A 271-nucleotide genomic window follows, 5' to 3' on the forward strand; every position below is an offset into this window, starting at 1 on the left:
GCAGTAAAAACTATACACCTATGGAAATGGCGACGCGTGTCATGTATCAAAACAATCCGCGCGAGTTTTTAGCCTGGTATTACAACCGCTTTGCAACGTATCGTAACCATGGCCCTAATGACGTGCATCATTGGTTGAGTGATAAAAACTTAATAACCCAAAATATAGATGGGCTTGATGGCAAAGCCGGTAACAAAAATTACATTGCTATACACGGCAGGCTCGATCAAATGACGCTATTTCATGAGCAAGGCGAAGCTGTTGAACCGCT

At 43.2% G+C, this 271-nt stretch carries 1 protein-coding gene; it reads left to right on the forward strand.

The genetic code is table 11. The features are described from left to right. Positions 1–271: Sir2 family NAD-dependent protein deacetylase (locus SB756_RS30285; RefSeq protein WP_410913265.1), on the forward strand; the 271-nt coding region annotated here is incomplete at both ends.

It is taken from the genome of Pseudomonas sp. SIMBA_068, from assembly GCF_046534705.1.
Classification (GTDB): Bacteria; Pseudomonadota; Gammaproteobacteria; order Pseudomonadales; family Pseudomonadaceae; genus Aquipseudomonas; species Aquipseudomonas putida.